Source organism: Streptomyces sp. NPDC055749 (genome assembly GCF_053617235.1).
In genome coordinates this window covers 15,081-37,101 of record NZ_JBSHFH010000046.1, presented here as the reverse complement: position 1 = coordinate 37,101, position 22,021 = coordinate 15,081, and the positions used below count along the sequence as shown (strand labels likewise).

Here is a 22,021-nt window from a genome sequence, read left to right as displayed (position 1 = left end):
TCAGTTAGTTCTCATAGCCGGACGGGTTGATCTGCTGGAAGCGCCACGCGTCTTTGACCATGGCGGTCAGGTCCCGTGTGGTGGCCCAGCCCCAGGCCCGTGCCACTGCGGTGGGGTCGGCGACGAGCTCGGCGACGTCACCGGGCCGACGACCGGTGATTTCGTAGGGAATCGGCGCTCCGCAGACATCCGCGAAAGCTGCCAGCAGCTGGCGTACGGAGGTTCCCCGGCCTGTACCGAGGTTGAGGACCCTCATGCCGCGCTCGTCGTCGAGATGGTCCAGGGCGACGCGATGTCCCTCAGCGACGTCCATCACGTGGATGTAGTCGCGCACCCCTGTGCCGTCCGGAGTGGGGTAGTCGTCGCCGAAGATCTTCAGTCGGCCGAGTCGGCCGGCCGCGACCTGCGCGATGTACGGCATGACGTTGTTGGGAACACCGTGCGGTACTTCGCCCAGGAGTCCTGAGGGGTGGGCGCCGACCGGATTGAAGTACCGCAGCGCCAGCACCGAGAGCTCCGGGATCCGGCGGCAGACGTCCGACAGCACCTGCTCACACAGCCACTTCGAAGTGGCGTACGGGTTGGTGGGGCGGGCCGGGTCGCTCTCGGTCAGCGGAACCTTAGCGGCATCACCGTAGATCGAGCACGAGGACGAGAAGACCAGACGGCGCACGCCGTGGTCGTGCATCGCGCGAAGCAGCGCGGTCGTCCCGCCGACATTCGTGTCGTAGTAGTCGACCGGCTGTTCCACGGACTCGCCCACCGCCTTCTTGGCGGCGAAGTGGATGACGGCGTCGAAGGAATGAGCCTCGAACACCTTGTCGAGCGTTCGCCGGTCGAGCAGGTCGGCCTCGTACACGGCGGCCGGCGGGCGGCCGGCGACCTTGGCGATCCGTTCCACGGCTTCGGGTGAGCTGTTGGAGTAGTTGTCGACCAGCACGACCTCGTGGCCGTGCTCAAGAAGCTCGACACACGTGTGGCTGCCGATGAAGCCGGCGGCACCGGTCACGAGGACAGTGGAGGAACCGGGCATGGTGCACCTTTCTGGTTCGCGGGTCCGGGCGAGAGCACGAGCCGAGTCACCAGCCCAGGACACCGGAGAGGTAGGCCGGGTACAGGAACGCGGCCAGGGTCAGGGGAAGCAGTGCGAGGGTGCCCGCGAGCAGGGGCGCCCACGCGGTGACGAGGGCCCGGTGGGTGCGAACTTCGGCTCCCCGGGCGGCCTCGACGATATGCAGGGCAGACACGGCGAAGGTGACCACGACGTAGGACAGTGAGCCCAGGATGCACAGGAAGACGTAGCCCGCTGCGGGGCCGGTGAGTTCGCCGACCACCGCGGCCGACGAAAGCGCGCAGCTGATGAGCACGTAGGGGACGACCAGGCGCAGGGGCAGTGGTTCGAGTCCGTTGCGGGACTTGGGCGTGACCTTGAAGACGACGGGCCGTGGACGGAGCCGCTGGAGCAGTGCAGCGCCGATGCCCCAGACGACGAAGGGCCAACGGGCCAGTACGAAGAGCCAGTTCTCCCAGCTCAGTACGGGGGCATCACGCGGGCGAAGCAGGCCACAGCGGCGCACCATCAGGGTGAGGAGGATCAGCCACACAGACATGGCCCAGAAGTGGCCCAGAAAGGAGAAGTAGTTGACGTTGATCCAGGGCAGGCCGGTGACGGCGGCGACAGGGGGGAGCGCGATGCCCACGGCGGTCGCTGTCGCGAGAAGGGGGTAGTACAGGGCGATGAGCCCGAACCGCAGGCGCAGGCGACGACTCATCCGGCCCAGATGCTTCGGGAGCATGCCGAAGAGGAGGACGGCGAGACTGCGCGACCACTGGAACTCCTGGGTGGCCATGGCCGCGAACGTGATCGGCCCCTCGCCGTGCGCCTTGGCGTCGATGGCGAACGCGCCCTGCCAGCCGGCGGAGTTCAGAAGGAAGGTGGTGGAGAAGTCCTCGGCGAGCTCGGGGCCAAGACCGCCGATGTCCCGCAGGGCTTGGGTACGGACGGCGTAGTGGGAGCCGATGCACAGGGGGCCGTACCCCTCGGAGTGCCCGAGTTGGAAGGCACCGTGGAACACCGCCTCACGGTAGAGCCTGCCGCGCGCCGACCAGGATGCCTCGGCGTTGGAGTCGCAGATGCTCGGTGCGGCGACGTAGCCGATCGCCGGGTCGGCGAAGGGCCGCACGACCTCGACGAGGTAGTCGGGGTGCGGGATGTGGTCGCAGTCCAGCTGGGCCACGACGTCGTAGTGCTCGTAACCCCAGCGGTCGTAGAAGTAGGCGAGGTTGCCTTCCTTGCACCGTGTCCGGCGCGGCCAGGAGGCCCGGTGATACTCGGTGACACCGCGCCGGCAGGAGAGCCCGACCCCGGTCTCCCGGCACCAGTCCAAGATCTCCTGCGTCGGGTCCTCGTCGCAGAGCCAGACGTCGTAGGCGTACGGGAACGTCTGATCCAGCATTGCGCGCAGTGTGGCCCGGGCCATGTGCCAGTGCTCGGAGGGCGCACGGGTCACCACGAAGGCGGCCCGTACCCGAGGTACCGCAATCGCCGGGTTGAAACGCCGCATCCGGGCGCACACGAAGACGAAGTGGAAGGGCAGCACCGTGAGGTAGACCAGCAGGGCACTGTTGACGATCAGCCCCACCCAGCCGACCCGGTGCCCGGGCTGGAGCCACCAGACCCAGAACCATACGAGCCCGGCGAGCCACCCGGCGCTGAGCAGCATCACCTTGACCCGGTCGGCGCGGGAGAACTGGGCGACGAAGCTGTCGGCTCGTGTGGGGGCCGTACGGGGAGGGGTCCCGAACACGGGCCCGTCGGGGGAGATACCCACGACGTTGCCGGCGGACAGCGTGTGGAGCTCGTCGGCTGGTGCGGCCGGCGGGGTAAGGGTGATCGTGTCGGAGTTGAGAGCGGGGCCAGGTGCGGCCTGCGTCATGGGTGTGCTCCAGGAGGAAGGTCGCCGGTGTTGTGCAGCCCTGCGCGAAGTCGTGGGGGGGCCCCCGGGGGGGGGGGGCCCAGGGCGGCGCGGCCCGCGCCGGGGGGGGTGGGGCGGGGGGGGGCGGGCCCGGGGCGGGGGGGCGGGGGGGGCGCCCGGTCTCCGGGGGGGGGGTTTGCGCCCCCCGGGGGCTCTGGGGCCCCCACCCCCGGGGGCCCCCCCACGACTTCGCTCAGGGCAGACACCGGTTGGGAAGCCGGCGGAGGGTCACGGACCCGGGACGGTGTCCTGTTGCCCGCCGCGGATCGCTGCCGCTGCCACTGCGATGTCCTGAGGTCGGTTACCGAACCAGTCGACGGTCCTGCGCAGCCCTTGCCGGACGTCCACCTCGGGGTTCCAGCCGAGCAGTTCCGCTGCACGAGTGATCACCGGTCGCCGACGGGTGGGGTCGTCCGTCGGGAGCAAGTGGTACTGGATGTCCGATGTCGAGCCGGTGATTTCGAGGACGAGCTCCGCGAGTTCGAGCACCGTCCGCTCCTCCGGATTGCCGAGATTGACCGGCCCGGTGACGGACGAGTCCAGCATGGCGACAATTCCGCGGATCAGATCGTCGACATAGCAGAAGCTACGTGTTTGCTTGCCGTCGCCGTAAATCGTGAGCGGTTCGCCGCTTAGCGCCTGCGTGATGAAACTGGATACGACACGTCCGTCGTGCGGTCGCATGCGTGGGCCGTAGGTGTTGAAGATGCGGACGATGCCCACGTCGACACCGCGGCTCCGGTGATATGCCATGGTGACCGCTTCGGCGTACCGCTTGGCCTCGTCGTACACGCTGCGCGGCCCGACGGAGTTGACGTTCCCCCAGTACTCCTCGTCCTGTGGATGCACCAGGGGGTCACCGTAGACCTCGCTGGTCGAGGCAAGCAGGAAACGCGCGTTGTTCTGCTCCGCCAGCCGCAGCATGTTCTCGCTGCCGCGGCTGCCCACGGCGAGCGTCTGGAGGGGCTGGCGAAGGTAGTCGGGTGGCGAGGCGGGGCTCGCGAGGTGGGCGACGGCGTCAAGGGGTCCGTGTACCTGCACGAACTCGCTCACGTCGGCGAGAATGAATTCGAAGGCATGGAACTCGCGCAGATGTGCGATGTTCTCGGGATTTCCCGTGGCGAAGTTGTCGAGGCAGACGACGGCATCCCCACGCCGCAGCAATGCCTCACACAGGCGTGAGCCCAGAAATCACCCGCCGCCGGTCACGGCAATGCGCATGGCTTTTCTCCAGGAGGGGACGGAAGGCGGAAATCGATTCTTCGATTCCGCAGGAAAATAGCATGGGCGTACAGGAATAGTGCCCGGAATCCCCTCCGGGGGAATGCGCTGTTCGGTCGCAATGCGCGAAGACGTCCGTTGTGACTGTCCGCACAGCAGGGCCGGATGTGTCGCGGGATCGCATCGCGAGCGGCGGCCGGGGCGCCGTTCGAACCCTCCACTCATGCGTGTGAACGGCCATCGCGCGCGTCGGCGGTCACGGCACGGGCGACCCGACCGTTGGAACGTGTGAGCGATCAGCAGTTCCTGAAGGTGCCGCCGGCCCGTTGCACGTCGAGGCCGATCGCCCGAAGGGAATGGACCTGCCCCATTGCAGGGTCGAGAACGGTGTGGCGAGGTCGTCGATTACGTCGATGGCCTGCTCGCCCCACGCAACTCGGTCGGCCACTGCCCAGGGATGCACCCGCCGGTCAAGGAAGTCGGGCCGCGGCAACTCTCGAAGAGCGGCGTGGAAGGCGCGGCCGGCGCTGAGCACACCGGTCCAGTGCCCCTGCGGACCAGGTTGACCGGTCAGGAACTCACTGGCAGTCCAGCCGTCCACGACGCTTCGCCCGTCGGCGGCCCGCAGCGGCAGCGGAACTCGAAAGCCTCTGCATGACGCCAGCTCCTCGAACACAGAAGCCGCCCACTCGACCTCGTTGTCAGGGCCCTCAGCAGGCTTGAATACAAACCCGCCGATGAGAACGCTTCGGCCCTGCCCACCGACCAGCGGGACAGCCGCCCCCTTCACACCGAAAGCATCAAGGACGGCAGGGGCTGGGACGGCATTGCTCGGCAGCTCAGTCACGCCGGGCATCCTGCCGACATCACCTTGCCCACCGCACCTTGTTATCGCCCACCTGCCCCATCCTGCACACAGGCGGCCGACAAGATCCGTCGGACAGGCCTTGTAACCACCCGGCCTTGGGTCAAGGCCCAGCCTCTCGTTGACCAGGCCTCTGTGCCGTTCGGTCAGCAGCTGACGGATGTGGACTAGGGCGCGTATCGACTCGTGATCAATTTGCGGGATGTGCCTTCGTGGCACGGTCCGGTCCGATAGACGGTCTTACGTGAGGCGAGTGCAACTGACCGATCCGGATTGGGAGTTCATCGAGCCGTACCTGCCGATCGGCAAGTACGGCCCGTACCCCGCGCACCTGCGGCTGCAGTTCGAGGGCGTGATCTGGCAGTTCAAGACGGGCGGGCAGTGACGGGAGATGCCGACGGAGTTCGGCGCCTGGTCCACCGTCCACAACCGCTTCCGGCATTGGCGTGACGCCAGCGCCTTCGAGGCCCTACTGGAGGGCCTGATCACGGAAGCTGCGAAGCGGGGTGAGGTGGACCTGTCTCTGGTCAGCATCGACTCCACTCTGATCAACAAGCTCAAAGCATGGCGAGGCATCGCCACCCGATACGACAAGACTCCCGACAACTACCTGTGATCTGGATCAAGGACCTCACCAGGACCACCCGATGATCACGACTCGATATGCCCCTGGGTGACGCGCTGAGGTGCCGGACGCCAAGGGCGGGCAGGAGTTGAGTCAACGGTCAACCAGCCGTGGACGCGGGGCCTCACCCGTGGATTCCGCGTCGGTGTCGTCGGTGCCGACCGGGCCGCGGGGAAGCATCCGGTCCAGCCACTTCGGCAGCCACCAGTTGGTCCGGCCGAGGAGTGTCATGGTCGCCGGTACCAGCACCATGCGTACGACCGTGGCGTCGATGAAGATCGCGGTGGCCAGGCCGAGCCCGAACATTTTGGTGGAGGGGTCATCGGCGACGGCGAAGGACAGGAAGACCGCCACCATGATGAGGGCGGCCGAGGTGATGATCCGGGCGGTGCGCGAGACGCCCTCAACGATCGCCGTGCCGTTGTCGCCGGTGCGCAGGTACTCCTCGCGTACGCGGGAGAGGAGAAACACCTCGTAGTCCATCGACAGGCCGAACAGGATGGCGAAGAGGAACATCGGGATGAACGACACGATCGGAACCGTCGCTTCCAGCCCGATGAGTGCGCCTCCCCAGCCCCACTGGAAGACGGTGACCATGATGCCGAAGGCCGCGCCGATGCTCAGCAGGTTCAGCAGTACCGCCTTGAGCGGTACGAGTATCGAGCGGAAGACCAGCATCAGCAGCAGGAACGACATCGCCAGCACGGCGGCGACGAACACCGGCAGGCGTTGGCTGGTGCGTTGGCCCACATCGGACAGGCTCGCGGTGGCGCCGCCGACGTGGGCCCTGGCCGGGCCGTGCCCGATCGCCGTGGGCAGCACGCCGGTGCGCAGCCGGGCGAGGGTGTCGGCCGTGGCCTTGTCCTGAGGGCTGGTGGTCGGGAACACCACGAGGGTCGCGATGCCGGTGGCCCGATCGATGTGCGTCGGCGCGACGGATGCGATGCCCGGATCCGCCGCGACCGCCCCGACGAGTCGGTCCAGCACTCCCGGATCACCGGCGGGGTCCGCGGCGATGACGAGGGGACCGTTGGTGCCCGGGCCGAACCCCTCGGCGACGAGGTCGTAGGCGCGGCGCTCGGTACGGCTCTGGGGCATTGAGCCGTCGTCGGGCAGGCCCACGCGCAGGCCGAGCACGGGCAGCGTCGCGGTCAGCAGCAGCCCCGCCGCGCCGATCGCGTACAGCACCGGGTGCCGGCTGACGTGCCCGATCCAGCGCCGCCAACCGGCGGCGGGAGCGGCGCCCGCCACCGTGTCCCGCCGCCGTGCGAGTCGGCGCAGCTTCCCGGTCTGCAGAGCCCGGCCGATCCGGCCGGCCCGGGCCAGGCGTGGGCCGGCGGCGCCGAGGAAGGCCGGCAGAAGCGTCACCGACGCGACCACCATGGTCAGAACGACGATCGAGACGGCGAGTCCGCCCACCGTCATGAACGGCACGTTCGCGACCGCCAGGCCGAGGATCGATACGACGACGACGCCGCCGGCGAAGACCACGGGCCTCCCCGCCGTGGCCACCGCGAGCGCCGCCGCCTCGTGAGGATCGAGCCCGCGCGCGAGGTACTCCCGGTGCCTGGCGAGCACGAACAGCGCGTAGTCGATGCCCACTCCGAGCCCGACCATGCTGCCCAGGACGGGGGCGAAGGTCGGGACGTCCGTCACTCCCGCCAGTACCGTCATCGTGGCAACTCCGATGGTCAGCCCGAAGACCGCCATGCCGATCGGCAGCGCGGCGGCGACGAGCGAACCGAACGCCAGGAACAGGATCGCGGCCGCGGCGAGGATGCCGATCAGCTCGCTTGCGCCGCCGTTGGGGTCGGAGAAGGCGTAGAAGAGGTTCCCGCCCATCTCGATGCGCAGGGGCAGCTCGGCGCGCAGCCGGTCACCGAGATCGACGAGGGCGTCGAGGTCTTCGGCCGACAGCCGGCTCTGGTCGGGATACTGCACCCGGACGACTGCGATCCGCCCGTCGGCCGAGACAAGGCCGCCGCGCACGGCGGTGTCCCCGCGTGCGTCGAGTGCCCCCGCCGGGTCGCTCGTTCCGAGCACGTGCGGCAGCCGCTTCACCTCGGTCTGCAGCCGCGTGAGAGCGGTGCGCGCGCTGCCGTGGTCGAAGAACGTCGCACCGCCGGCGAGGGGGGTGACGACCACTTGGGCGGTCATCCCCTCCTGGCCCGTGCCGGCTCGCTCGATCAGTTCCGCGGCCCGTTGGGAGTCCAGCCCCGGAGCGGTCATCGAGTCCGCGGTCCGCCCGCCGAAGGCGATCGCGGCGAGGACGGCAAGCGTGGCGGCGATCAGCCATGCCGCGATCACCCGCCAGGGATGGCGGGCGGCGCTTGTGCCCAGGCGCAACAGGGCTTTCGAGAGCATCGGGTCCTCCAACCACCTCGTCGGCCGTCCTTGTACGGCCGCCGATGGCAAGGCTCGTCGCCACGGCGCTCCGCGACATCGGCCCGCGGGCCGCGGATCAGTCAGCCCCAGGGCGGAGCGACGCCCCGTCCTTTCGGCCGATGCGCGGCACGGCGCGGTGCCTAGGCTGAGAACCGTGCTGCGAGACGACCTGCGAACCCTGTGGACCGAACCCCGGCCGCCCGACGCGCCCGCCCGGGTGTGGCGGGACTGGGCGCTGCTCGCCGTCAGCCTGGGCGGTGTGGTGCTGGAGGCCACCCTGCGCGAGAACGTCGTGTGGCGGCCGGTCGCGGTGGTGTTCGCCGTATGGCTGTGCCTGCTGCCCTTGTGGCGCCGGACCCGCCCACTGGCGATGGTCAAGCTGGCGTTCGGCTCGGTGATCCTGCTTCAAGTGGCCTCGCTCGTCGCTGCACCGCGCGAGCCGGTCGGCCTGGACACCGGCGCAGTCGTACTCGTGCTGGTGTACGCGCTGCCCCGGTGGGGATCGGGACGGGAGATTGTGCTCGGCGGCGCGGTGATCCTCGCGGCCTGCACCCTGGTGACCGTCACGGACGAGACCCCGGTCGTCGAAAAGGTCGCGGGCTTCGTCTTCCTGCTGCTGAACGGCGTGGTCGGGGCTGCCGTGCGGTTCCGGGTGACCGCTCGCGAGCGGCAGTTGGACCAGGTGCGCTCCCGCGAGCGCGAGCAGCTCGCCCGGGAACTGCACGACACGGTGGCCCACCACGTGTCGGCCATGGTGATCATCGCCCAGGCGGGCCGGGTGCTCGCGGGCGCCGACCCGTCCGCCGCCGTCGAGGCGCTGGAGGGGGTCGAGGAGGAAGGGGCGCGCACGCTGGAGGAAATGCGAGCCATGGTCGCCACGCTGCGCAACCGCGGGGCCGGCGCCGAGCTGGCGCCGCCTGCCGGCGTCGCGGATCTGGAGCGCCTGGTGCGCACCCCGGGTGGTCGCCTCAGGGTGGACCTGGGACTCGACGGCGAACTGGACGCGCTGCCCCCGGCCGTGGACGCGGCCGTCTACCGCATTGTGCAGGAGTCGGTGACCAACGCGATGCGCCATGCGGTCGACGCGACCGAGGTCGTCGTCCGGGTCACCGCGGAACGGCACACTGTACGGGTGAGCGTGCGCGACAACGGCCAACGCACCGGCCGAATCCGTGCCGGATACGGACTTGCCGGACTGCGCGAGCGCGCTGCCCTGCTCGGCGGCAAACTACAAGCCGGCCCCGGCGCCGACCAGGGCTGGCATGTCGAAGCCGAGCTGCCGAGAGGGAGGACCGAGAGCGGTGCCCATCCGCGTCCTCGTCGCTGACGACCAGACCATCATCCGCACCGGGCTGCGGATCATGCTGAACGCCCAGCCCGGCATCGAGGTGATCGGCGAGGCCGCCGACGGACAGGAATCGGTACGTCTGGCCCGCGAACTGCGCCCCGACGTCTGCCTGTTCGACATCCGCATGCCCGTGATCGACGGGCTCGAGGCCACCCGGCTGGTCGCCGGCCCGGGCGTCGACGACCCGCTGGCCGTGGTCGTCATCACCACGTTCGACCTCGACGAGTACGTCTACGGCGCGCTGCGTGCAGGCGCCCGCGGATTCCTCCTCAAAGACACGGGACCAGACCTTCTGGCCCAGGCCGTACGGTCGGCGTCCGACGGTGAGGCGCTCATTGCCCCCAGCGTCACCGTCCGTCTGCTCCAGGCATTCGCGGACCTGCCCGCCGGCCGGCCCATGGCCCAGCCGGTCTCCCCCGTCACCCCCCGCGAGGAGCAGGTGCTCCTCGCCGTCGCTCGCGGGCTGACCAACACCGAGATCGCCGATGCACTGCACATCAGCCTCAGCACGGTGAAGACGCATCTGGCCAGCCTGATGGCCAAACTCGGCGCCCGCAACCGGGTCGAGATCGCGATGTGGGCCTACGAAACGCGCCGTATCCTCCCCGGAACCTGAGCCGGGTGCCGGGCCATGTCCCATGAGTCCCCGCCCGGACATCAGTGCACCGGTCGGCTCACGTCGGGCTCACCAGCCGCTGCTGGTCGAAGACGGATCCAAGAGGCTGACACTTGGTCAGGGAAATCACCAAGCAGTCAGCACACGCCCTGATTCAGTTGAATACACCTGCTCGCACGTGCGGATCGGCACTTACGCTCGAACCTGCGCTTGACCATCAAAGACACGCGCTACACAGGGCTGACGGGTGGTGATCCGCTGGGCGCGCACGCTCGCGTCGGTGACGGTGAAAAGGGCGAGCAGCGCCGCGAGTCCCGAGTTCTTCAGCCTCGGACGCCCCGGATCCGGAGCCACGAACATCCTCTTCACGGAGGTGTGCCGCCCCCCTTTGCAGTGGTGCGCGCCGCGCCTGCGGCCCTCCGGGGTGAGGAGGGCGGCGCACAGGGACGACGAAGGCACCGCGGACCGTTCCTTGTCCCCATTGACTCAACCGCCGGGCAAGCAGCTGCGCCATTGGCACACCACATCGGCCTCGACCGCGACAATTGGTAGACCAACGGCCAGATGGCCCCTGCGTCCGGGGCTAAAGCTCCGATGTCATCCACAGATCGACGTCGACCGCTCCCCCGCCCACGCCGGGCGTCTGCTCCGACCAGATGACCTTGCCGGTCCCCGTGTACCGCGTGCCCCACCGCTCCGCGTACCGGGCCACCAGATACAGCCCCCGGCCACCCTCGTCGGTCGTCGCCGCGTAGCGCAGGTGCGGAGCCGTACTGCTGCCGTCCGACACCTCGCAGACCAGAGTCCGGTCGTACAGCAGCCTCACCCGAAGCGGAGGCACGCCGTAGCGGACGGCGTTGGTGACGAGCTCGCTGAGGATGAGTTCCGTACCGAAGGTCTCCTCCTCCAGTCCCCAGCTGTCGAGCTTTTTCGCAACGTCTCTGCGCACCCCGGACACCGCCGAGGGGTCCTGCTCGACCTCCCAGGTCGCGACCCTCTCGGGATCGAGGATCCGCGTTTCGGCCACCAGCAGAGCTACATCGTCGTCCGCGGGCGTGGGCAGCATCGCCTCCAGCACACCGGTACAGGTGTCCTCCGGGGACCGCAGGCCCAGGTCGGTCAGCGCACCGCGCAGCAGTTCCGGGCCGGTGTCGGTACCCCGGCTCCTCACCTCGAAGAGGCCGTCCGTGAACAGCACCAGCCGGCTCCCCTCCGGGACCCGCAGGTCCACCACCTCGAAGGGCAGACCTCCCAGGCCGCCCAGACCGAGCGGGACACCGGGCGGAATGTCCGGGAACCGGACACCGCCGTCGGGAAGAACGATCGCGGGTACGGGATGGCCCGCACTCGCGAACGAGCAACTCCCGTCGACGGAATCGTAGATCGCGTACAGACACGTCGCCCCCGTGATCCCCTCGTCGGCGGCGGCCCCTTCCCGGTCGATCCGGCAGACCAACTCATCGAGACGCGCCAGGAGTTCATCGGCCGGCAGGTCCAGCGATGAGAAGTTGTGCACCGCGGTTCGCAGTCGTCCCATCGTGGCGGCGGCATGCAGACCCTGGCCCACGACATCACCCACCACCAGGGCGACGCGCGCTCCGGGCAGCGGAATCACGTCGAACCAGTCCCCGCCCACCCCCGCCTCCGCCGGCAGGTATCTGAAGGCCGCGTCGACCGCGTTCTGTTCGGGCAGGTCCCGAGGCAGCAGGCTGTGCTGCAAGGCGACCGCGGTCTCGTGTTCCTTCGTGTAGCGCCGGGCGTTGTCCACGCACACCGCCGCCCGGGCCACCAGCTCCTCGGCGAACGACAGGTCCTCCTCGCCGAAGGGTTCCGGATTCGAGGCACGCCAGAAGTTGGCGGCGCCGAGGACGACACCACGGGCGTGCACGGGGACGGAGAGCAGGGAGTGAGCTCCGTACGCGATGATCCGGTCCGCGTGTTCCGGGTCCTGCTGCCGGAAGCCCCACGCCGTGGAGATGTCGCGTTCGAGGATCGCGTGTCCCACGCTGACGCCTTCGTACGGCGGGCTGTCGGGCGCGTATCCGATCACCCGGCCGACGGGATAGAAGGGATGGTCGCCGCCCGGGCCGGCAACGGCGGCCCGGCGCATGTTCATCACTGTTCCGCGGGACGGTCCGGGTTCCTCCCCGCGCCACACCGACTCGGCGAGGTCGACCGTGGCGAAGTCGGCGAAAGCGGGGGTGGCGACATCCGCGAGTTCCTTCGCGGTCAGCGTCACGTCGAGCGTCGTGCCGATCCTCGTACCCGCCTCGTAGAGCAGCAACAGCCGCTCCTGCACCACCTCCGCCCTGCCGGTCACGGCCCGCAGCTCAGTGGTGTCCCTGAGCGTCGCCACGGTGCCCTGCGGCCCGCCCCGCTCATCGGTCGGCCGCAGGCTCACCGCCAGCAGCCGCTTGCCGACGGGCAGCACCTCGTCCGTGACCGACCGGCCCGGGACCAGGAGCCGGACGACCGCCGCGTCCAGGCCCACGTCGGTCACCGCGTGCCCCTCCGCGTTCGCCCCGAGGTCCAGCAGCCGGCGCGCCTCGTCATTGGCCAGCACCAGTCGGCCGTCCGCCCCCACGATCAGCACCCCCTCCCTGACGGAGTGGAGCACCGCGTCGTGATGCTCGTACATCCTGGTCATCTCGGCGGGGTCCAGGCCGCGGGTCTGCCGACGCAGACGCCTGCTGACCAGCCCGGCGCCCACCGACGCCACCGCGAGCGCCGCCGCCGCGGAACCGAGGAGGACCGGCAGGTCACGACTCGCGGCACCCTGCACGCGGTCGATGGTGATCCCCGCCGACACGGAACCGGCGGCCGAGCCGTCGTCGCGGCGGACCGCCGCCACCGAGATCACGGAGAAGCCCCAGGTCGTTTCGATGGACCGGGTGACGGGCTCCCGCGGAGGGATGCCGGTACCCACGACATGCTTCCCGATGAGCGACGGGTCCCGGTGGGTGTACCTGATCCCCTCCGGGGAGTACACGACGAGCAGGTCGACCCCACTCGCCGCGCGGACCTTCTCGATCCCGTCCTGCAAGGCCGCCGGGGGGTTGCCGCTGTCCATCGCCTCCACCATCCCGGGTGCGCGGGCCAGCGTCTGGACCACCCCGAGCGTGGTGCCGGCGGCCTGCTCCATGCTGTCCCGGCGGCCCTGCAGGAAAAGTGACACCACCGCACCCGCGACCAGCAGAATCACGAGTGCCAGTTGCAGGAGGACGACCTGCCCGGCCACGCTGCGCACGCCGAGCAGCGAGCGGAAACGGCTGCGCGGCTGAGAGCCCGAGAGGCCGGATCGCGCCTCAGATCGCCTGAAAGGGCGCATACCCCCATTTCTAGCATGGAAGCAGCAGCTCAGAGGCGGGTGGCGGCGGCGTCCCAGGCGGCGATGTCGCCGTGTGGCGTGTAGCGCCTCAGCTGCTGGGTGGAGGCGACGAGGCGGCGCATGGCGGCCAGGTCGGCGACCTGTCCTGCGGCTCTGGCCTGAATCAGGATGTTGCCGAGGGCGGTGGCTTCCATCGGGCCTGCGATGACGGGAAGACCGGTGGCGTCTGCGGTGAACTGGCAGAGCAGTTCGTTGCGGGAGCCTCCGCCGACGAGGTGGATGTGGGTGATGTCGCGGTCGGCGAGTTCGGCGGCCCTGCGCAGGGTGCGACGGTGGGCCAGTGCGAGGCTTTCCAGAACGCAGCGGACGACGGCGCCCTGGCTGTCAGGGACCGGCTGGTTCGTGCGGCGGCAGTGGTCCCGGATCCGTTCCGGCATGTCGCCGGGCGCGAGGAACCCGGGGTCGCCGGGGTCGACGATCGCGCCGAACGGCTCGGCACGGGCCGCGTCGGCGAGGAGTACGGGGATCTGCGTGGGCATGCCTTGCCGCCCCCAGGTCCGGCGGCACTCCTCCAGCAGCCACATGCCCATGATGTTGCGGAGGTAGCGGACGGTGCCGTCCACGCCCAGCTCGTTGGTGAAGTTCGCGGCCCGGGAGGCTTCCGTCAGGACCGGAGCATCGAGTTCGAGGCCGGCCAGGGACCACGTACCGCAGGAGATGTACGCGAAGTGCGGCTCGGTGGCCGGGACAGCGGCGACGGCGGACGCCGTGTCGTGCGAGGCGACGGTGACGACCGGGGTGCGGGCGTCGAGGCCGGTGTGGGCGGCGACGTGCGGCAGGAGGGTTCCGGCCGGGTCGCCGGGGCGGCGCAGGGGTGGCAGCAGACCGGGTCCGATGGAGAGCCGGTCGGTGAGTTCCTTCGACCATGTGCCGGTACGGGCGTCGAAGAGGCCCGTGGTGGAGGCGTTGGTGACCTCCGCTCCGATGGATCCGGTCAGCCAGTGGATCAGCAGGTCCGGGATCAGCAGCATGGTGCGGGCGGCGCCCAGTTGGGCGCTGCCCGCGGCCGAGGCGAGCTGGAAGACGGTGTTGAACGGCAGGTGCTGCAGCCCGGTGATCCGGTACAGCTCCTCGGGTCCGACGTGGGGCCATACGCGTGCGGCGGCGGTTTCGGTGCGGCTGTCCCGGTAGTGGTACGGGGCGCCGAGGAGTGCGCCGTCGGCGTCGAGGAGTCCGTAGTCCACGGCCCAGGTGTCCACTCCGATCGAGGTGACGCCGCCGGCTCGGGCGGCTTCCCGCAGGCCGTCGAGGGTTCCCTGGAAGAGGGCGAGCAGGTTCCAGTGCAGCCCGTCCGGCAGTCGTACGGGGGTGTTGGGGAACCGGTGCGCCTCGGTCAGGTCGAGGCTGTCCGGCCCGACACGGCCGAGGATCACCCGCCCGCTGGTGGCCCCGAGGTCGACCGCGGCGAAGGCGGACGGGGAGGCCGGGGTGGTGGTCACGTGCTGTACCTCCGGGTCAGCGCAGGAATGCCGCGGCGACGCCCGCGTCCACGGGGATGTGCATCCCGGTGGTGTGGCTCAGGTCGCCTGCGGTGAGGGCGAAGACCGCGTTGGCCACGTGCTCGGGCAGCACCTCGCGCTTGAGGAGCGTCCGTTGGGCGTAGAACTCGCCGAGCTTGTCCTCCTCCACGCCGTACACCGCTGCCCGCTCGGCGCCCCAGCCGCGGGCGAAGATGCCGGAACCGCGGACCACACCGTCGGGGTTGACGCCGTTGACACGGATACCGTGTTCGCCGAGTTCGGCGGCCAGCAGCCGCACCTGGTGGGCCTGGTCGGCCTTGGTCGCCCCGTAGGCGATGTTGTTGGGGCCCGCGAAGACGCCGTTCTTGGAGGCGATGTAGATGATGTCGCCGCCGAGCTTCTGGGCGATCATCACGCGGGCGGCCTCACGGGAGACCAGGAAGGAGCCGCGGGCCATGATGTCGTGCTGGAGGTCCCAGTCCTTGGCCGTGGTCTCCAGCAGGGGCTTGGAGATGGAGACACCGGCGTTGTTGACGACCAGGTCGACCCCGCCGAAGGCGAGCACTGCCTCGGCGAACGCGGCGGCGATCTGCTCCTCGCCGGTGACGTCCACCGTCACCGCGAGGGCCTTGTCCGGTCCGCCGAGTTCCTCGGCGACGGCTGCGGCGCCCGCACCGTCGAGGTCGGCGACCACGACGCAGGCGCCGTCGGCGACGAGCCGGTGGGCGATGGCCCTGCCGATGCCCGAGCCGGCGCCGGTGACCAGCGCGACCCTGGCGGCCAGCGGCTTGGGGGCGGGCATCCGGCGCAGCTTGGCCTCCTCCAGCTCCCAGTACTCGATGCGGAACTTCTCCGACTCCTCGATGGGGCTGTACGAGGAGACGGCCTCGGCGCCACGCATCACGTTGATCGCGTTGACGTAGAACTCTCCGGCGACCCGGGCGGTCTGCTTGTCCTTGCCGAAGGAGAACATGCCCACGCCCGGCACCAGGACGATCGCGGGGTCCGCACCGCGCAGCGCGGGCGAGTCCGCCGTGGCGTGCCGCTCGTAGTACGCGCGGTACTCCTCGCGGTAGGCGGTGTGCAGTTCCTTCAGCCGTGCGACGGCCTGCTCCAGCGGTGCGTCCGCCGGCAGGTCGAGGACGAGCGGGCGGACCTTCGTACGCAGGAAGTGGTCCGGGCAGGAGGTGCCGAGCGCCGCGAGCCGCGGGTGCTCGGTGCGGGAGAGGAAGTCCAGCACCGCTTCGGAGTCGGTGAAGTGGCCGACCTGGGCGAAGTCCGCGGACGCGACGGCGCGGACGTGGGGGGCGAGCGCGGCGGCGCGGGCCCGTCGCTCCGTCCCGGGCAGCGGCTCGTATCCGTCGAGGACCGGGCCGAACGGCTCGTCGCGGCCCTTCTCGGCGAGGAACGCCTCGGCGGTCCGGATGATGTGGAGCGAGTTGGCCTCGCACTCCTGCGAGGTGGCGCCCCAGGCGGTGACGCCGTGGCCGCCCAGGATGCAGCCGATGGCCTGCGGGTTGGCTTCCTTGATCGCGGCGATGTCCAGGCCGAGCTGGAACCCGGGGCGGCGCCAGGGCACCCACACGACCTTGTCGCCGAAGCACTCGGCGGTCAGCTTCTCGCCGTCGGCCGCGCAGGCCAGCACGATCCCGGAATCGGGGTGGAGGTGGTCGACGTGTGCCGCGTCGACCAGGCCGTGCATGGCGGTGTCGATGGACGGCGCGGCGCCGCCCTTGCCGTGCAGGCAGTAGTCGAACGCGGCGACCATCTCGTCCTCGCGCCCGACTCCCGGGTAGACGGCCTTCAGCGCGTGCAGCCGGTCCAGGCGCAGTGCGGCCAGTCCTTCGGGCTTCAGGGTTCCCAGGTCGCCGCCGGAGCCCTTCACCCACAGCAGCGCCACCTCGCCGCCGGTGACGGGGTCCGGGGCCATGCCCTTGGCGGACGTGTTCCCGCCCGCGTAGTTGGTGTTGCGCGGGTCGGAACCCAGCCGGTGCGAGCGCGCCAGGAGCCCGGCGACTTCAGGATGAATGGCGGAGGCCATGATGATCTTTCCTTCGGGATTTCGGGACTTCGGGATGAGGTGGCGAGGGGACTCGGAGGACGTACGACCGGCGGTTACGCGCCCCAGCCGGCCTGCTCGCCGCCCACGCGTTCGGCGGAGATCCGCTCCTGCCAGCCACTGGCGCGGTAGGCGGCGACGGGGTCGGGGCTCAGCCCCTTCTCCTCACGGACCTCCGCCAGCAGAGGCCGCACATCGGTGTTGTACGCGTCCATCAGGACGGCGTTGGCGGCCAGGACATCGCCTGCCGCCTGCGCCGCGGCCAGCGCATCGGCGTCGACCAGCAGCGCCTTGGCGGTGGCCTCCTGGACGTTCATCACCGAGCGGATGACCGCCGGGATCTTCGCCTCGATGTTGTGGCACTGGTCCAGCATGAAAGCCACGCCGGTCGCCGGGTCCAGGCCGCCGTTCCTGATGACCTCGTGCATGATCCGGAAGAGCTGGAAGGGGTCGGCCGAGCCGACCATCAGGTCGTCGTCGGCGTAGAAGCGGGAGTTGAAGTCGAAGCCTCCGAGCTTTCCCTCGCGGAGCAGGACGGCCACGATGAACTCGATGTTGGTGCCGGGCGCGTGGTGCCCGGTGTCCACGACGACCTGCGCCTTCTCTCCGAGCTTCAGGCAGTGCGCGTACGCGGTGCCCCAGTCGGGAACGTCCGTGGTGTAGAAGGCGGGCTCGAAGAACTTGTATTCCACCAGCATCCGTTGCTCCTCGCCCAGGCGCTCGTACACGGCCTGGAGAGCCTCGGCGAGACGGTCCTGACGGGCGGCGACGTCGTCCTGGCCCGGGTAGTTGGTGCCGTCGGCGAACCACAGCTTCAGGTCGCGGGAGCCGGTGACGTCCATGATGTCGACGCACTCGAGGAGGTGGGCGAGCGCCTTGCGCCGTACAGCGGCGTCCGGGTTGCAGACGCTGCCGAGCCTGTAGTCGTCGTCCTGGAAGACGTTGGAGTTGATTGCGCCCAGTTCCAGGCCGCGGTCCTTGGCGTGCCCGGCCAGCGCCGTGTAGTCGTCCACCTTGTCCCAGGGGATGTGCAGCGACACACGCGGGGTGATGCCGGTGAACTCGTGCACCTTCGCGGCGTCGTCCAGCTTCTCGCGCGGCGTCCGGGGCACGCCGGGCTGCGCGAACACCTTGAAACGCGTTCCGGAGTTGCCGTAACCCCAGGAAGGCGTCTCGACCCGCTGGTCGGCGAGTGCGGTTTTCACAGCAGTGATGTCAGGCATGTCCACCTCTGGATGCGCAAGTGGCCCCGTCGCCGGGGCGCAGTGACCCGATTGCGTGAATCGATTCAGGATGCCGCAGAAGTTAGCTCGTGACTCTGTTGCCGTCAAGGACTCCTGTCGCGCTCGGCGCACCTGTTGGCCCAACCTCTTGACGCCCCGGGCGGCCTGGAGCTAGCTTCCCGGCAACCCCATTGAAACATTTCATAACCGGGTTTCCGCTTGGCACACGTACTGGAGAGAACTCATGACTCATCCTGAACCGGAGACCACTCCGGTGCTCGCCCTGGAGGGAGTGAGTAAGAGCTTCGGCGCCGTCCGGGCCCTGCGTGGCGTCTCGTTGCGCCTGTACGCGGGCGAAGCCCACGCCCTGGCGGGCGAGAACGGCGCGGGCAAGTCCACCTTGATCAAGACTCTCGCGGGCGTGCACCGTCCGGACACCGGGACGGTCCTGCTCGACGGCAGGCCGGTGGACTTCCACAGCCCAGCGGATGCCCGTGACGCGGGCATCGCGGTGATCTACCAGGAGCCGACGCTCTTCCCCGACCTGTCCGTGGCCGAGAACATCTTCATCGGCCGGCAGCCCCGGCGCTCTCTGGGCAGAGTGGACCACCGGGCAGTCAGGCAGGCCGCGGCCGAACTCTTCGCCCGCCTCGGTGTGGCCCTCGACCCCGACCAGCCCGCCCGCGGTCTCTCCATTGCCGACCAGCAGTTGGTGGAGATCGCCAAGGCGCTCTCCTTCGACGCCCGTGTGCTGATCATGGACGAGCCGACGGCGGCGCTTACCGGCAGCGAGGTCGCCCGGTTGTTCGGCGTCGTCAGGACGCTGCGCGAGCAGGGTTCGGCGGTGCTGTTCATCTCGCACCGCCTGGAGGAGATCTTCGAGCTCTGCCAGCGGGTCACCACACTGCGGGACGGCGCGTGGATCGCGAGCGAGCCGCTCGCCGCCCTCGACGAGGACGGCCTGGTGCGCCGCATGGTCGGCCGCGATCTGGCGGAGCTCTACCCCAAGCAGGAGACCCGAATCGGCGAGGTCGCCCTCAGCGTGCGCCGTCTGACCCGCGAAGGCGTCTTCACCGATGTGTCGTTCGAGGTGCGCCGCGGCGAGATCCTCGGGCTCGCCGGTCTGGTCGGGGCGGGCCGCAGCGAAGTGGCCCGGGCCGTCTTCGGCGTGGACCGGTTCGACGGCGGTGAGGTCGAGGTGCTCGGCCGGAAGCTTCCGCCGGGGGCTCCGAGCGTGGCCATGGCGGCCGGTCTCGCCCTGGTGCCCGAGGACCGCCGCGCGCAGGGCCTGGTGATGGACATGTCCATCGAGAGGAACATCGGGCTCACCGGCTTCGCCGCCACCTCCCGGGCCGGGCTGATGCACCGTCGGGCCGAGCGCAGCCGCGCCGTGGACTGGACCACCAGGCTCCAGGTGAAGTACGCACGCCTGGCCGACGTCGTGGGGACGCTCTCGGGCGGAAACCAGCAGAAGGTCGTGCTGGCCAAGTGGCTCGCCACGGCTCCCCAGGTGCTGATCGTGGACGAGCCGACCCGCGGCATCGACGTGGGCACCAAGGCGGAGGTGCACCGGCTGCTGTCCTCGCTCGCCGCCGACGGCGTGGCGGTGCTGATGATCTCCTCCGATCTGCCGGAGATCCTCGGCATGGCCGACCGGGTCCTGGTGATGCACGAGGGCCGCATCACCGCCGAGATCCCCCGGTCGCAGGCGACCGAGGAAACCGTCATGGCAGCCGCGACGGGCCGCAGCGGCCGAGAGAGGAAGGCGTCATGACGACGACCACCGAGCCGGTGCGGCAGGGCGTCGCGCCCGAGTCCGTCGCCGCACGGCGGCTCATGGACAAGGTGTTCAAGGCCCGCGAACTGGCCGTGATCGGCGTACTCGTGCTGATGCTCGGGGCCACGCAACTGTCCAACAGCCAGTTCCTGTCCCAGCAGGGCGTCAAGGACCTGATGCTGAACGCGACCATCCTGGTGCTGGTCGCGGTCGGCCAGGCCATGGTGGTGATCACCCGCAACGTCGACCTGTCGGTCGGCTCCGTACTGGGGATCTCCGCGTTCGCCTCGGGCGTCTACCTCCAGGACGGCGGCAGTCCGCTCGTCGCGGTCCTCCTGGCCGTGGGCCTCGGTGCACTGTTCGGCGCGCTCAACGGCGCACTGGTGAGTCTGGGGAAGGTGCCCGCCCTGGTGGTGACGCTGGGCACCCTCTACATCATCCGCGGCGTCGACTCCATCTGGGTCGGCTCCCGCCAGATCACCGCCGACGACCTGCCCGCCGGCTTCGTCGACCTGGGACACGACGGCATCTCCGTGGTGCCCTACCTCGCGCTCCTCACCCTGGCCGTCCTGGTCGTCGTGGCCTACTGCTTGCGCAACTTCCGCAGCGGGCGGGACATGTACGCACTGGGGTCCAACCCGGAGGCCGCACGGCTCGCCGGTGTCCCGGTCCGGGCCCGCATCATGACCGCGTACGTGGTCTGCGGCGCTCTCGCCGGACTCGCCGGCGCGCTGTATCTCGCCCGCTTCGGCAACGTCGACTCCAATACGGGCAACGGCTACGAGCTCATCGTGGTCAGCGCGGTCGTGGTCGGCGGTGTGGCCTTCACCGGTGGGGCCGGCTCCGTCTACGGCGCAGCGCTGGGCGCCGTACTGCTGACGTCCATCAACGGTGTGCTCCCCGCCCTGGGCGTGAGTTCGGTCTGGGTCACCGCCATCAACGGATTCCTGCTGCTGCTCGCCATCGCCGTCGACCGGATCCTGGCGCTGCGCGTTGCCGGAGCCCTGCGCAAGAAGGCCGCGAAGACGAGGAGTGCCCGCCATGCCTGACAACACCGCCAAGTCCCCCGTTCTCGCCCGCCTCGGCGGCGCGGTGCGCTGGGACAGTTCGGTCGGCCTCCTGCTGGTCGTGCTGCTGATCTGTTCGTTCTCCTTCGTCGAGAACTTCGGCAACGCGCTGAACATCTCGTTCCTGATCGGCAACACCCTGCCCATCGCCCTGATCGCGCTGCCGATGGCGATGCTCGTGGTGTCCGGCGAGGTCGACCTGTCCGTCGCCTCCACCGCCGGACTGTCCAGTGCGGTGATGGGCGCGCTCTGGAACGCGGGCATGGCGATCGAGACGATCATCCCGCTGTGCGTCCTGCTCGGAGTGGTGTGCGGCCTGGTCAACGGGCTGCTCGTCACCCGGCTCGGACTCCCGTCGCTGGCCGTCACGATCGGGACGCTCGCCGCCTACCGGGGCATCGCACAGATCGTCCTCGGCTCCGACTCAGTGACCGACTTCCCCACCCAGTACCTGGACTTCGGTGCGGGACGGTTCGGGGACACCTTCCTCCCGTACGCCGTCGTCCCCTTCGTCATGCTGCTGGCGATCGCCGTCGTCGTGCTGCACGCCACGCCTGTCGGCCGTTCCCTGTTCGCGATCGGCGCCTCCGAGGAGGCCGCCCGCTTCACGGGCGTCCGCGTCAAGCGGCTCAAGCTGGCGATGTTCGTGTCCACGGGTGTGATCTCCGCCCTTACGGGGGTCTTCTGGACCCTGCACTACGCCAGTGCCCGCTACGACAACGCCACCGGGCTCGAACTGTCCGTGATCGCTGCCGTGCTGCTCGGCGGCATCGACTTCGACGGCGGCAAGGGCACCATCGGCGGCGCCATAGCCGGGGTGTTCCTGCTCGGCACGCTGCAGAACGCGATGAGCCTGCTGAATGTGTCCGCCCAGTCCCAGATCGTGGCCACCGGGGTCCTGTTGGTGATCTCCGTTCTCGCGCCTCGGGTCGGCCGGCAGGTCTCCCGGGCCCGGGCACGGAGGAGAACCGCCGCGGTCCCGCCCCTGACGGTCCCGTCCCCGTAACTCCTC

At 69.7% G+C, this 22,021-nt stretch carries 14 protein-coding genes and 1 pseudogene; 6 read left to right on the top strand and 9 right to left on the bottom strand.

The window, feature by feature from the left end:
* Nucleotides 1–4 precede the first annotated feature (4 nt).
* From galE to ACWGO0_RS28245, 4 genes are all read right to left on the bottom strand, one after another.
* Nucleotides 5–1,033 carry a UDP-glucose 4-epimerase GalE gene (galE, locus tag ACWGO0_RS28260; RefSeq protein ID WP_453540944.1) on the bottom strand — a complete coding sequence of 343 codons (1,029 nt, stop codon included), beginning with the start codon at nucleotides 1,031–1,033 and terminating at the stop codon, nucleotides 5–7.
* A gap of 46 nt (nucleotides 1,034–1,079) precedes the next feature.
* A complete protein-coding gene (locus ACWGO0_RS28255) occupies nucleotides 1,080–2,936 on the bottom strand; it encodes a glycosyltransferase family 2 protein (protein ID WP_453540941.1) in 1,857 nt (618 codons plus the stop codon).
* A 267-nt stretch (nucleotides 2,937–3,203) separates the two neighbouring features.
* Nucleotides 3,204–4,139 (bottom strand): NAD-dependent epimerase/dehydratase family protein, encoded by a 936-nt coding sequence (locus ACWGO0_RS28250; protein WP_453540938.1) that lies wholly within the window; start codon nucleotides 4,137–4,139, stop codon nucleotides 3,204–3,206.
* 313 nt (nucleotides 4,140–4,452) lie between these two features.
* Nucleotides 4,453–5,043 carry a hypothetical protein gene (locus ACWGO0_RS28245; protein WP_453540935.1) on the bottom strand — a complete coding sequence of 197 codons (591 nt, stop codon included), beginning with the start codon at nucleotides 5,041–5,043 and terminating at the stop codon, nucleotides 4,453–4,455.
* A gap of 262 nt (nucleotides 5,044–5,305) precedes the next feature.
* Between ACWGO0_RS28245 and ACWGO0_RS28240 the strand changes: the two are divergent.
* A pseudogene (locus ACWGO0_RS28240) lies at nucleotides 5,306–5,611 on the top strand (transposase); the annotation flags it as partial.
* 168 nt (nucleotides 5,612–5,779) lie between these two features.
* On the opposite strand, the gene ACWGO0_RS28235 reads toward ACWGO0_RS28240, so the two are convergent.
* Nucleotides 5,780–8,050, bottom strand: coding sequence for an MMPL family transporter (locus ACWGO0_RS28235; RefSeq protein ID WP_453540933.1), 2,271 nt, complete (start codon nucleotides 8,048–8,050; stop codon nucleotides 5,780–5,782).
* 175 nt (nucleotides 8,051–8,225) lie between these two features.
* Between ACWGO0_RS28235 and ACWGO0_RS28230 the strand changes: the two genes are divergently transcribed.
* Both ACWGO0_RS28230 and ACWGO0_RS28225 read left to right on the top strand, forming a co-directional pair.
* Nucleotides 8,226–9,398 carry a sensor histidine kinase gene (locus ACWGO0_RS28230; RefSeq protein ID WP_453540930.1) on the top strand — a complete coding sequence of 391 codons (1,173 nt, stop codon included), beginning with the start codon at nucleotides 8,226–8,228 and terminating at the stop codon, nucleotides 9,396–9,398.
* A complete protein-coding gene (locus ACWGO0_RS28225) occupies nucleotides 9,373–10,035 on the top strand; it encodes a response regulator (protein WP_453540927.1) in 663 nt (220 codons plus the stop codon). The genes ACWGO0_RS28230 and ACWGO0_RS28225 overlap by 26 nt, the downstream gene beginning before the upstream one ends.
* Before the next feature lie 583 nt (nucleotides 10,036–10,618).
* Here ACWGO0_RS28225 and ACWGO0_RS28220 read toward each other — a convergent pair.
* From ACWGO0_RS28220 to rhaI, 4 genes are all read right to left on the bottom strand, one after another.
* Nucleotides 10,619–13,363 (bottom strand): SpoIIE family protein phosphatase, encoded by a 2,745-nt coding sequence (locus tag ACWGO0_RS28220; protein WP_453540924.1) that lies wholly within the window; start codon nucleotides 13,361–13,363, stop codon nucleotides 10,619–10,621.
* A gap of 29 nt (nucleotides 13,364–13,392) precedes the next feature.
* Nucleotides 13,393–14,862, bottom strand: a complete 1,470-nt coding sequence (locus ACWGO0_RS28215) for a rhamnulokinase (RefSeq protein ID WP_453540921.1) — start codon at nucleotides 14,860–14,862, stop codon at nucleotides 13,393–13,395.
* Nucleotides 14,863–14,878: 16 nt separating this feature from the next.
* Nucleotides 14,879–16,924, bottom strand: coding sequence for a bifunctional aldolase/short-chain dehydrogenase (locus tag ACWGO0_RS28210; protein ID WP_453540918.1), 2,046 nt, complete (start codon nucleotides 16,922–16,924; stop codon nucleotides 14,879–14,881).
* A 74-nt stretch (nucleotides 16,925–16,998) separates the two neighbouring features.
* Nucleotides 16,999–18,165 (bottom strand): L-rhamnose isomerase, encoded by a 1,167-nt coding sequence (rhaI, locus tag ACWGO0_RS28205; protein WP_453540915.1) that lies wholly within the window; start codon nucleotides 18,163–18,165, stop codon nucleotides 16,999–17,001.
* Between the two features lie 244 nt (nucleotides 18,166–18,409).
* On the opposite strand from rhaI, the gene ACWGO0_RS28200 reads away from it, so the two are divergent.
* From ACWGO0_RS28200 to ACWGO0_RS28190, 3 genes are read left to right on the top strand one after another with little or no spacing between them, the layout of a single operon-like run.
* A complete protein-coding gene (locus tag ACWGO0_RS28200; protein ID WP_453540912.1) occupies nucleotides 18,410–19,939 on the top strand; it encodes a sugar ABC transporter ATP-binding protein in 1,530 nt (509 codons plus the stop codon).
* Nucleotides 19,936–20,991, top strand: a complete 1,056-nt coding sequence (locus ACWGO0_RS28195; protein WP_453540909.1) for an ABC transporter permease — start codon at nucleotides 19,936–19,938, stop codon at nucleotides 20,989–20,991. Before ACWGO0_RS28200 ends, ACWGO0_RS28195 begins: the two co-directional genes overlap by 4 nt.
* The gene (locus ACWGO0_RS28190) at nucleotides 20,984–22,015 is read left to right on the top strand and encodes an ABC transporter permease (RefSeq protein ID WP_453540906.1); all 1,032 of its coding nucleotides are present in this window, start codon (nucleotides 20,984–20,986) and stop codon (nucleotides 22,013–22,015) included. The genes ACWGO0_RS28195 and ACWGO0_RS28190 overlap by 8 nt, the downstream gene beginning before the upstream one ends.
* The last annotated feature ends 6 nt before the right edge of the window (nucleotides 22,016–22,021 follow it).

Excerpts from the sequence above, each read along its gene's own strand:
- galE (WP_453540944.1), bottom strand. The coding sequence starts at position 1,033 with ATGCCCGGTTCCTCCACTGTCCTCGTGACCGGTGCCGCCGGCTTCATC.
- ACWGO0_RS28255 (WP_453540941.1), bottom strand. The coding sequence starts at position 2,936 with ATGACGCAGGCCGCACCTGGCCCCGCTCTCAACTCCGACACGATCACC.
- ACWGO0_RS28235 (WP_453540933.1), bottom strand. The coding sequence starts at position 8,050 with ATGCTCTCGAAAGCCCTGTTGCGCCTGGGCACAAGCGCCGCCCGCCAT.
- ACWGO0_RS28220 (WP_453540924.1), bottom strand. The coding sequence starts at position 13,363 with ATGCGCCCTTTCAGGCGATCTGAGGCGCGATCCGGCCTCTCGGGCTCT.
- ACWGO0_RS28210 (WP_453540918.1), bottom strand. The coding sequence starts at position 16,924 with ATGGCCTCCGCCATTCATCCTGAAGTCGCCGGGCTCCTGGCGCGCTCG.
- rhaI (WP_453540915.1), bottom strand. The coding sequence starts at position 18,165 with ATGCCTGACATCACTGCTGTGAAAACCGCACTCGCCGACCAGCGGGTC.
- ACWGO0_RS28200 (WP_453540912.1), top strand. The coding sequence starts at position 18,410 with ATGACTCATCCTGAACCGGAGACCACTCCGGTGCTCGCCCTGGAGGGA.
- ACWGO0_RS28195 (WP_453540909.1), top strand. The coding sequence starts at position 19,936 with ATGACGACGACCACCGAGCCGGTGCGGCAGGGCGTCGCGCCCGAGTCC.
- ACWGO0_RS28190 (WP_453540906.1), top strand. The coding sequence starts at position 20,984 with ATGCCTGACAACACCGCCAAGTCCCCCGTTCTCGCCCGCCTCGGCGGC.